Annotated in this window: 10 protein-coding genes; 7 read left to right on the plus strand and 3 right to left on the minus strand. The window is 47.1% G+C overall.

Annotated features, from left to right (window positions below):
* Positions 1-184 precede the first annotated feature (184 nt).
* From WBA89_RS15145 to WBA89_RS15175, 7 genes are all read left to right on the plus strand, one after another.
* Positions 185-973 (plus strand): HipA family kinase, encoded by a 789-nt coding sequence (locus tag WBA89_RS15145; RefSeq protein ID WP_194013101.1) that lies wholly within the window; start codon positions 185-187, stop codon positions 971-973.
* On the plus strand, positions 951-1,334 hold the full coding sequence (locus tag WBA89_RS15150) for a DUF3037 domain-containing protein (protein WP_424407762.1): 384 nt from the start codon (positions 951-953) through the stop codon (positions 1,332-1,334). The genes WBA89_RS15145 and WBA89_RS15150 overlap by 23 nt, the downstream gene beginning before the upstream one ends.
* A 17-nt stretch (positions 1,335-1,351) precedes the next feature.
* Positions 1,352-1,765 carry an MAPEG family protein gene (locus WBA89_RS15155; protein WP_424407764.1) on the plus strand — a complete coding sequence of 138 codons (414 nt, stop codon included), beginning with the start codon at positions 1,352-1,354 and terminating at the stop codon, positions 1,763-1,765.
* Between the two features lie 104 nt (positions 1,766-1,869).
* On the plus strand, positions 1,870-2,742 hold the full coding sequence (gene blaOXA / locus WBA89_RS15160; protein WP_424407766.1) for a class D beta-lactamase: 873 nt from the start codon (positions 1,870-1,872) through the stop codon (positions 2,740-2,742).
* A gap of 434 nt (positions 2,743-3,176) precedes the next feature.
* The gene (locus WBA89_RS15165; protein ID WP_424407768.1) at positions 3,177-4,127 is read left to right on the plus strand and encodes an ABC transporter ATP-binding protein; all 951 of its coding nucleotides are present in this window, start codon (positions 3,177-3,179) and stop codon (positions 4,125-4,127) included.
* 58 nt (positions 4,128-4,185) lie between these two features.
* The gene (locus WBA89_RS15170; protein WP_424407770.1) at positions 4,186-5,841 is read left to right on the plus strand and encodes a hypothetical protein; all 1,656 of its coding nucleotides are present in this window, start codon (positions 4,186-4,188) and stop codon (positions 5,839-5,841) included.
* Positions 5,842-6,016: 175 nt separating this feature from the next.
* A complete protein-coding gene (locus WBA89_RS15175; RefSeq protein ID WP_424407772.1) occupies positions 6,017-6,289 on the plus strand; it encodes a hypothetical protein in 273 nt (90 codons plus the stop codon).
* A 125-nt stretch (positions 6,290-6,414) separates the two neighbouring features.
* Here the strand turns inward: WBA89_RS15175 and WBA89_RS15180 are convergent, their stop codons facing one another.
* The 3 genes from WBA89_RS15180 to WBA89_RS15190 all read right to left on the minus strand — a co-directional run.
* Complete coding sequence (locus WBA89_RS15180; RefSeq protein WP_424407774.1) at positions 6,415-6,996, minus strand: TIGR04376 family protein; 582 nt, start codon at positions 6,994-6,996, stop codon at positions 6,415-6,417.
* Positions 6,997-7,686: 690 nt separating this feature from the next.
* Positions 7,687-8,916, minus strand: a complete 1,230-nt coding sequence (locus tag WBA89_RS15185) for a hypothetical protein (RefSeq protein ID WP_424407776.1) — start codon at positions 8,914-8,916, stop codon at positions 7,687-7,689.
* A gap of 450 nt (positions 8,917-9,366) precedes the next feature.
* On the minus strand, positions 9,367-9,885 hold a 519-nt coding region (locus WBA89_RS15190; RefSeq protein WP_424407778.1), incomplete at its 5' end, for a hypothetical protein.

Genomic DNA, 9,885 nt, shown 5'->3' on the forward strand with positions numbered 1-9,885 from the left:
TTTTCTTTCATATGTGCTACTACCCCCCCCACTCCCCCCCGAAATAAGGGGGGGTTGGGGGGGGTAATATCTAGCGCTACTTTGTGAAATTGGTATGACATCTGCGGTTGACTCAATCAAAATTTTATACAAGCAGTCTAGTCCCGTCCAATTCTTCAATCAAAAATCTAAAATCGAAAATAGAATGAGTCCCAGCTTGCGAACAGTCAATGCTACCAGATATGTCACTCCTTTGCGCGAGGGAGGCTCGCTACCGGCGATCGTCGAAGCCGACGATGACGGTATGTACGTACTCAAATTTCGCGGTGCGGGTCAGGGAGCAAAATCTTTAATCGCGGAGTTAGTAGCCGGGGAAATTGCGCGCGCGATCGGGCTACCAATCCCCGAACTCGTGTTTGTGGAACTCGATCCCGAACTCGCCCGCACGGAACCAGACCCGGAAATTCAAGATTTAATTCGCGCCAGTGCAGGCCTCAACCTCGCCCTCGACTATCTTCCCGGTTCCATCACCTTTGACCCCGTAGCGGGCAAATCTGAGGCGGATCTGGCCTCGGAAATTGTCTGGTTCGATGCTTTTGTCACTAATATCGATCGCACGCCGCGCAATGCAAATATGCTGGTATGGCACCGCCGGCTGTGGCTGATCGACCACGGTGCGGCGATGTATTTTCACCACACTTGGAAAGATTATCTCTCGCGCAGCCGCGATCGTTTTCCCGCAATTAAAGACCACGTTTTGCTGCGTTTTGCGAGCAATCTGGAAGCTGCAAACTTCAAGATGACTCAGATGCTAACCCCAGAAATTATTCGCAACATCGTTCAACTGATTCCCGATGTTTGGCTGGTGGGAAATTCGCCTTTCACCGACAGCAACCAACATCGCGATGCTTATATTGAGTACCTGTTAAATCGGCTAGAATCAACACATATTTTTTTGGAGGAAGCGATTAGTGCCCGATCGATTGCTGTATGATTATGCCATTATCCGCGTCGTTCCCAAAGTCGATCGCGAAGAATTTATCAACGTCGGGGCGATCGTTTCTTGCGGTACCAAAAAATTTCTCGAAGCCCGGATCGAAATTGACGAACAGCGCTTGAGGGCGATCGACTCAACCTTAGATATGGAACTGATTCGCAACCACCTAGCAGTCATTCCCGTTATTTGTACGGGCGGCCCGGAATCTGGCGCGATCGGTCAACTTCCCCACAGAGAGCGCTTTCACTGGCTCGTAGCGCCCCGCAGCACGATCGTTCAAACATCTAGGGTACACACTGGTTTGTGCGAAAATCTCCCAAGCGCGATCGAACACTTGCTCGATACAATGGTGCGATAGTTTCGCAAGGTAAAAAAATGATCCAAATTGAACAGATAAACATGACCTTCCCGCTTTGGGGTTTAGTAATTTTCATCCTGTGGACGATCGCAGTTGTAGTCATGCTGCTGACAGTCAGGATTCGGCATCTATCTGCCGGCGGTTCTCCCAAAGATTTCGGCACACCAAACGATGAAAGTTTGCTGTGGCGACTATTTCGAGTACAATCCAACTTAGTAGAAAACCTGCCTTTGTATTTGGGAGTGGTTTTTCTACTAACAGTTAGGAGTGTTTCGGGAACAGCCGTAGACGCGCTGATTGTAACCTACATCGTCTTTCGGTTGATACACTCAATAATTCACATTGCCGGCCTCGATCCCAAATTTCGGATTGTGAGTTTGGCAATTCAGTTAAGCTGTTTAGTCGCATTAACTATTATGGCAGTTTTGTAGTTGATAACTTACCAACGATCGCATATATTGTAGGGTGCGTCAAGCCAAAAATCTAATTATTTCCCACACAGCCTAATTCTGACGCACCCGGTACATCAAAATTTATGAACAGAATATTTCGCGAGCTCGCTCTGATTGTAATCGTATTAAGCTGCATTGCTACTGTTTTAATTCAGCCATCGCAATCGGCATTAACCGCACCAACTCCAGCGCTGGAATCTCCGCACCGACAAGGAGATGTTGCTCAAATAACCAATTTTGGACGGCACTTTCAAGAATTAGGGGTTGAAGGGGCGATCGCCATTTACGACTTGAATGGCGATCGGCTTTATCAACACAACCCGCAGCGCAACAGCACAGCTTTTTTACCCGCATCTACATTTAAAATTCTCAACTCCCTGATTTCCTTAGAAACAGGCGTAATTTCCAATGAACTTGCAATTCTCACTTGGGATGGAATTCAAAGGCAAATTCCCGCCTGGAATCGAGACTTGAACATGAGAGAAGCCATCAAACTTTCCGCCGTCTGGTTTTACCAAGTTCTCGCGCGCCGAGTCGGACACGAACAAATGCAAAAATGGGTAGCCAAAGCCGATTACGGCAACCAAAATATTGGAAAAAAAGATGATATTGATAAATTTTGGTTAGAGGGAGAACTGCGAATCACACCCAATCAACAAATTCAATTCTTGCGCCGTCTCCACAAAAACGACTTACCCTTTTCCGAGCGATCGCTCTCTCTAGTTAAAGATATCATGATTGTCGAACAAACTCCCGATTACACAATCAGGGCAAAAACAGGATGGGCTGGGTTTGGAGAACAAACAAAGGCTCAAATTGGCTGGTATGTCGGTTATTTAGAGCAGAATAAAAATGCTTACTTTTTTGCGACAAACATTGACATTCGCAGTACAAACGATGCCGCAGCTAGAATCGAGTTAACGCGCCGTTGCTTGAAGGATCTGGCGCTGCTTTAAATGCTTTATCTGTTCTTTAATAAAAAGCGTGTCAATAATTCTTCTAAAATATTACCATTTCATATCTTGAAAAACATCTGCGTGTAAGCTGTTGTGCATTTAAATTGTATATTTTGATGACAATCAAAAATCCTCTCCCCCTCTCCCTTTCTCCCCCTCTCCCCCTCAATCGCCATACACAATCTATATGAGTAACAGTTTATCTGTGTTAATCTGCCTCGATCTGCGGTTTCCCGATCGCTCAAAAAATCGCGCAATAAGTTTACCAATTGTTAATTACGTTTTTCCCTACCTTACCAAAACTCAAAATCTTTTTAATACTTAACAATTTATTTTCCGAAATACTGATGACAACTGTTGGATCAAAAGGTTAAGCTAGTTGCAAGCTTTGGAACTAGGCACGAAACGCAGCCAATTTCAATCGCCTTTAAAATATGGCAAAAGAATTAGCAATAGACACTCGCGGACTCACCAAACAATTCGATCGCCATATTGCCGTCAATGACATCGACTTGCAAGTCGCCGCCGGCGAAATCTGCGGGCTGATAGGCCCCAACGGTGCCGGCAAAACTACTTTGCTGCGAATGTTAGCCGCCGCTGAAGAACCTACTACAGGGGAGATTTATATCAACGGCTGTCCCTTGTTGCGCGATCGATCTAACCCCACTCTCAAACAGCACATCGGCTTTCTTCCCGACGACTTTCCCCTGTACGACGACCTGAATGTGTGGGATTATTTAGATTACTTTGCTCGACTCTACAACTTGCGGCAACCCCGCCGTCGAGAACGCATCTATGCAGTTTTAGAACTCGTGCAATTAACCAACAAACGCAACAGCTTAATTTCCACTCTTTCGCGGGGGATGAAACAGCGCCTGAGTTTGGGACGAACTATTATTCACGAACCGCTGTTGCTGCTGTTAGATGAACCAGTTTCGGGTTTAGATCCGATCGCGCGATCGCAATTCCGCGAAATTATCAAAACTTTGCAACAAGCCGGCATGACCGTAGTCATATCATCCCACGTTCTCAGCGATTTAGCCGAACTTTGCACTTGGGTGGGAATTATGGAACTCGGTTATCTTGTCGAAAGCGCCCCTTTGCAAGAACTTTACAAACGACTGGGAAAACAGCAAATTTTCCTGTCAACTTTGGGGGATTTAGCAGCGCTGACATCGGAACTCAAAAACTTTCCTTGGGTAGAAAGTTGGGAAATCTTGCCGGAAACTCAGCAGGTGTGCGTTCATTTTTCAGGAAGCCGGGAAGATGCAGCGAATTTATTGCGATCGCTCGTCAATGCTAACATTCCCCTCACGGAATTTCACTGCACTCAAGAAAACCTAGAAACCATCTTCCTGAAGATGGGACACAAACAAGCATCTTGACAGTTGACAGTTGACAGTTTAGGGCGACTTTTTCAATCACAACTCAAAACTATTACCTATGATTCTCAACATACTAGACACCATCGGTAACTGGAATTCCCAGTTATTCCGAGAACTCAAAGGCCGGCTGAAAATAGGCAAAATTGCGATCGCCAGCCTCTTATCTATTTGCGCTCAACTGCTGCTGTTCTGGACTTACCGCGCCCAGATACCAGTTCCCCCTCCGGCCGGTCAGTACACTAACCCCACCTACAACAAATTTTGCTCTAGCTTGGATGCCAATAATCCAATATGCCTCAGAGATGTTGTCGGCAACTTTCAGATTAACTGGCAGTATTGGTACCTCGAACTGTTTGTTTATCTGAGTATATTTAGCGCGATCGCACTTTTAGTAGTCGGCACTTATATGCTAGTCAGCGACCTCGATAAAGAAGAACGCCGGGGTACGCTCAACTTTATTCGCCTCAGCCCCCAATCTGCCAAAACCATTTTTCTCGGCAAAATTCTCGGCGTTCCAATTTTACTTTACCTAGCAGCAATTATGGCTGTACCCCTGCACATCTACAGCGGATTAGCAGCTCAAATACCTCTGCATCATATTTTATCTTTCGACATAGCAATGGTAGCTAGCTGTGCTTTATTCTACAGCGGCGCGATGCTATTCGGCTTAACAACCAGTTGGTTGGGAGGGTTTCAACCTTGGTTGGCTAGCGCTGCGGTTTTGACTTTTATTACCACAGCTTTTAATATGTCGTCGCAACGCAACGCTGGTGACTTAATAACATTTTTGTCTCCGGCTGCTGTTTTGAAATACTCAGTCAATGGAGTAATAGAATTCCGCAATTCAAACTTGGACTGGTTAGTTAAAAATTGCGAAAATGTAAAATGGTTTAATTTGCCGATCGGCAACAGCTTTGCATTGTCTACAATTTTATCTCTGTCTATCTGCGGGGTTTTAACCTATTGGATGTGGCAGGGATGGCAGCGGCGCTTTCCCAACCCCAGCATCACAGTTTTGAGCAAGCGCCAAAGTTACTTGCTCGTTTTCTGCTGTCAGCCAATAATTTTAGGATTTGCACTTCAATCCCCACGCGGAACGGACAATATCACCTTTGTATTCCTCCTAAATTTATTGGTTTTCGTAGCTTTAATTGCTGCTTTAACCCCAGAAAGGCAAGCTTTGTACGATTGGGCAAGGTATCGCAAACAAATCGTTCCCAGCAGTCATAAATTGTGGCGGCGCTATCCCATCCTCGATTTAATTTGGAGCGAAAAAAGTCCGGCTATAATTGCGATCGCCCTTAATTTCCTCATCTCGACCTTGATTTTAACACCTTTGCTGCTAAGGGAGAACAACGGCTGGTTCGGCATGATTGTTTGCCTGAATCTAATCGCGATTTACGCCACCGTTGCCCAGTTATTCCTGTTTGCAAAAGTCAGAAACCAGGCAGTTTGGGCGGTTTGCACAGTGGGAGGCGCGATCGTTTTGCCGCCAATTATTTTATCTATGCTTTCCCTCACCCCTGAAAAAGCTCCTTTGATTTGGATGTCAACAGTTCCCTTCTTTGGGTTGGGTCTGGACAACACATCAGGACATATCTTTTTTCTCTCCGCGATCGGCCAGTGGAGTGTGTTGATATTGCTGAACCTGCAATTGAGCCGGCAACTGAAAATCGCAGGCGAATCAGCCTCTAAAGCTCTGCTGAGGGCCTGAAAATGGGGGAGAATTCAGCCCGCCCCAGTTGCGGGGCGGGTTGATTGAGATTGTCGATCGGAATTACTAATTACTATAAAAAGTACCGCAGTAGCAACAATGCACAATCCCCCTCACAGCAGCGCGGGGAGAGGTCTACTATAATTAAAAAAGACCGACAAACCCCGAATCAAAAATGAAAAACCAGAGATCGATCGCCTTAATGAACTGGCTGCAACCCAAACCAGAAACCGTATTGCTGTGCGACTCAATTGCAGCAGCTTCCGACATGGCATTCATGCTCAACGGCGAGTGGGATGCGTGCAATAGTTTGGTGCTGCCTAAATGCGACAAAGTAGCAATTCAAACAGCAGCTAGTTTACTGCAGACATCGTGGTGCTACCAAAATATGGCTCTCCTGGGTTTATGGTGGATACGGTATCAGACACAACTGTTCGCGATTCTGTGATGCCCTTGGAGTAAGGATATGCGGTTTGTTTATCACCACAAACTCAGGAGAGCCTAAAATATCTAAAATCGAAGATGCTGTGACTTCCGGGTGAACCTGTCTGCAGAATTAGGATACTTTTGTAACTATCGGCCCATATTGCGCTTCATGCGATCGAGTTCTTCCTGAGCTTCCCAGTGTTGAAATTTGTCTTCGAGAGGGTCTGCAGCATTAAAACTGTTATAATTATAGCTTTGATTCCAACCCTTAGTATCCCAATTCTGCTCTGTTTTAGTAGTAGTTTGAGCGGCCGCTGCGGCTTCCGCTGCTTTTGATCGAACTTCTTTTCGCCGCGACTGAATTTGGCGGTACAGTTCTTTGGCTCTTTCAATTCGTTCTTTGCAGCCCTGCATTTGTCCCCAGCGCTGATTTCCCTGGCGCAGCAAAGCTGCTTGTCGCTCTTGGGCTGCTTGAGCTAAATCGAGCCTTTGAGCGGCTTTTGCTTTCTTTGCTCGATCGTTCCAGCGCTGAATTTCTTGGGCGGCGGAGAGAATTTCTGCTTGCAGTGTTTTTTCTTGTTTCTGGATTTCGAGAATCAGCCGCAGAGTATCTTCTTCTTGTTCCTTGAGTTGTTCTTCTATTGCTTGCAATTCCAGATGGGGGTTGCTGCGTAAAAATTCTTCTAATTTGGTTTCGAGAAAGCGGCTGAAATCGTCAAATAAGCCCATTTGTTTTATAATTCCTCAGTTATTAGTTATTGGTTATTGGTTATTAGTTATTGGTTGTTGGTTGTTGGTTGTTGGTTGTTGGTTGTTGGTTGTTGGTTGTTGGTTGTTGGTTGTTGGTTGTTGGTTGTTGGTTGTTGGTTGTTGGTTATTGGTTGTTGGTTGTTGGTTGTTGGTTGTTGGTTGTTGGTTGTTGGTTATTGGTTATTGGTTGTTGGTTGTTGGTTGTTGGTTGTTAGTCATCAATCATTAGTTGTTAGTCATCAATCATTAGTTGTCAATCATTAGTTGTGGCTTATTATAGCTTTTCTTAAAAATATGAGGTGCACTCCTATTCCCTGAATATCGGGACTTTAAAGCCTTATTACATATAGCGGTTCTCACAAAGGTGAGGTATGCTTTTAGGCCCGATGCCTTATGCCCGATGCTTTTAGGCCCGGTTTGCCCGGTTTGGCCGGTTTGGCCGGTTTGGCCGCGAGAGCACCTCATCTTTGTGAGAAAGGCTATACATATCTCATCTATTTGAGAAAGGCTATATATAACTGTTTTCAACCTTTGTGAAGTACAGCCTCATAATTGCCAATTACCAATTACCGATTACCCAATTACCCATCACCAACCCGTAACAGATGACTGATGACTAATGACTAATGACTAATGACCGATGACTAATGACTGATGACTAATGACCTATTAGAACTTTTGGCCGACAAAAACCGATCGCACATCTCCGCCCTTGCGAATCACTGCTTCTTGATTTTTGATTTCTGCCAGAGTCCAACCGCTAGCGCCGATGCTTTCGCCCACATAAATTCTGCGGGCTACGCCGTCTACTTCAAACAAAGCAGCCGATCGATCGCCCAACTCCAAAATCCCCACCAGCGTGTGCGCGGAAGTCGGCGCGCTGCTGGGGGCCTGTGCCGGCGCTGGTGCCGGTGCCGCCGGCGCTGATTGCCCAGCAGCCGGTGCCGGTTCGGTTTCGCGAGCCAAAATCTTCGGTTCGGGAGACTCCGACTGGGAAGCGGCGGGAGTGCGATTGCCAGCGGCGGCGATCGCCCTACCCGAGACTGGAGCAGCCGGCGAGGGAGAACCTGCGGCGGTTTGAGGAGCGGCCGGAGCCGGAGCCACCGTCACCTGAGCCGGAGGAGCCGGAGCCACCGTCACCTGAGCGGGGGGAGGGATGACTACGACTTGGGGCGGGGGCGCTCCCGGCTGCGCGGCGGCTTGTTCTAGGGCATCAGCGATGCGGTTGACTGCTGTCGAAAGACCTGCTGTTGGCGGTGGCGCGCCGGAAATTGCAATGCTCGGCAGCGTCCCTGGTGCGGCGGCTCCGGGAACTGCGGCAAGCTGGGAGTTTGCCTGGGGTGCTTTGTTTTGTTCGATCGCCACTAGCGAGCGCTGCGCGTATTCGACAAACTGCGTGTCCGGTGCTGTTTTGCCACTTGCTGCTGGCGTTCCTGCGACGGGGGCGGAGGCGGCGGGCAAGCGTACCAGTCCCGACCTGCTGGCGAGCCACAATCCCATGACTAGCAGCAGCGACCCGCAGGCTGCTCCGAGCAGGATTCTATCGAATGATTGTTTGGAGCGCTGTTTGTTGGTTGTTTCTAGGGCAACTTGGCGGGCGATCGCTTCTACGTCTTTTTCCCCGCCTTGCGGAGCTTGGGGCGCCAACTGCGACAAAACTATTTGAGGTACCGAGATCGATTTGAGCGACACGAATTCTGGCGCCACCGGCTCGGCTGGCAGTTTGCCGCTGCCGTCGAAAGCTCGATCGACTCCTTCAAACAGTTCGTCCATCAACCGATCGGCGTAGGACTCAACTGCCACTGCTTCGGCTGGAACTTTTTCGACTGTCGCCACCACGGCGATCGGATCGGACGTTGATTCCAAAGGCATCTGTTTGGCTATTACTTTTTGAGGCATAGTTTTCTGTTTGCTCCCGCTCCTCGACAACCCTGAGATTCTCAACTTCAGATTTCTACAGGATACTTGTGATCTTGACCAATTGTTTGCTCAGAACAGGTCAATTGTAGCTCACCCACCACCATATTTTTAATCCTCAATCAACTTACTTTGCCCGATCGACTTGATGTTTTGCGTATTTTGGGCTTTTTTCGCCCCTGTTTTCTGCTGTCAGTCTTACTCCCTCACCCTGACTTTTAATCCACGTTCTACTGCTTTTGTCAACCCCCCCTCCGGGCATTCACAGTTTTTGACACAAAGCTTTACTTGAGGCTCTCGCAAAAAAAGCGGGTTTTTGCCGCTGTTTCCGCTTGCATTGCAGCGTTGAAAAGGATTTCAGACTTTTACCAGTTTTAAATTTGTTGGTCTGTTTGCTTAAAAATAATCACAAATTCCAAATTTTCTCATAACTCATGGCTGCAACAGTGGTAACAACCGCTGTAAGTCCCCACAAGCTGCCTGAAGCGATTGCGGCGCATCTTCTGGTAAGCTCTGAGAATAACATCGATCGGCTAAATCCTCAACAGCGGTTTTGCAAACAGCCTCATTATTCTCAAATTTTGCATAAACAGTCTCCTCATTCACGGTTTCTCCCTGCAAATAGTGTATCCAAGTCTCAATATTGCGCTTAGCAACAAAAATCGCGATCGCTTCATTCGATCGCCTATTTTCCAGATCATTTTCATCAAGGACACTAGCTAACTGATTGAGTCTTGCTTCCAGCGTACCCGTATCTGCATCAATTAACACGACTAATCCAATCGACACCCGGTTTTTATTCTGGCGATAAGCTTTCACCTCCACCGGATACTGACTGCGTACATACTGTTCTCCTGATTGGCTACCTTTCGGACAAATTTTAGCCCGAAATAGACCTGTAAAACCTCGTTTTTTTAGAAAATAACGCGCAAAAACCTCCTGCTGTCTGTC

Origin of the sequence: Microcoleus sp., from assembly GCF_049646505.1 — a bacterium.
Classification (GTDB): Bacteria; Cyanobacteriota; Cyanobacteriia; order Cyanobacteriales; family Microcoleaceae; genus Microcoleus.

What these genes read in the sequence shown, in the direction of transcription:
- WBA89_RS15145 (WP_194013101.1), top strand. Translation starts at nt 185, where the DNA reads ATGAGTCCCAGCTTGCGAACAGTCAATGCTACCAGATATGTCACTCCT.
- WBA89_RS15155 (WP_424407764.1), top strand. Translation starts at nt 1,352, where the DNA reads ATGATCCAAATTGAACAGATAAACATGACCTTCCCGCTTTGGGGTTTA.
- blaOXA (WP_424407766.1), top strand. Translation starts at nt 1,870, where the DNA reads ATGAACAGAATATTTCGCGAGCTCGCTCTGATTGTAATCGTATTAAGC.
- WBA89_RS15165 (WP_424407768.1), top strand. Translation starts at nt 3,177, where the DNA reads ATGGCAAAAGAATTAGCAATAGACACTCGCGGACTCACCAAACAATTC.
- WBA89_RS15170 (WP_424407770.1), top strand. Translation starts at nt 4,186, where the DNA reads ATGATTCTCAACATACTAGACACCATCGGTAACTGGAATTCCCAGTTA.
- WBA89_RS15175 (WP_424407772.1), top strand. Translation starts at nt 6,017, where the DNA reads ATGAAAAACCAGAGATCGATCGCCTTAATGAACTGGCTGCAACCCAAA.
- WBA89_RS15180 (WP_424407774.1), bottom strand. Translation starts at nt 6,996, where the DNA reads ATGGGCTTATTTGACGATTTCAGCCGCTTTCTCGAAACCAAATTAGAA.
- WBA89_RS15185 (WP_424407776.1), bottom strand. Translation starts at nt 8,916, where the DNA reads ATGCCTCAAAAAGTAATAGCCAAACAGATGCCTTTGGAATCAACGTCC.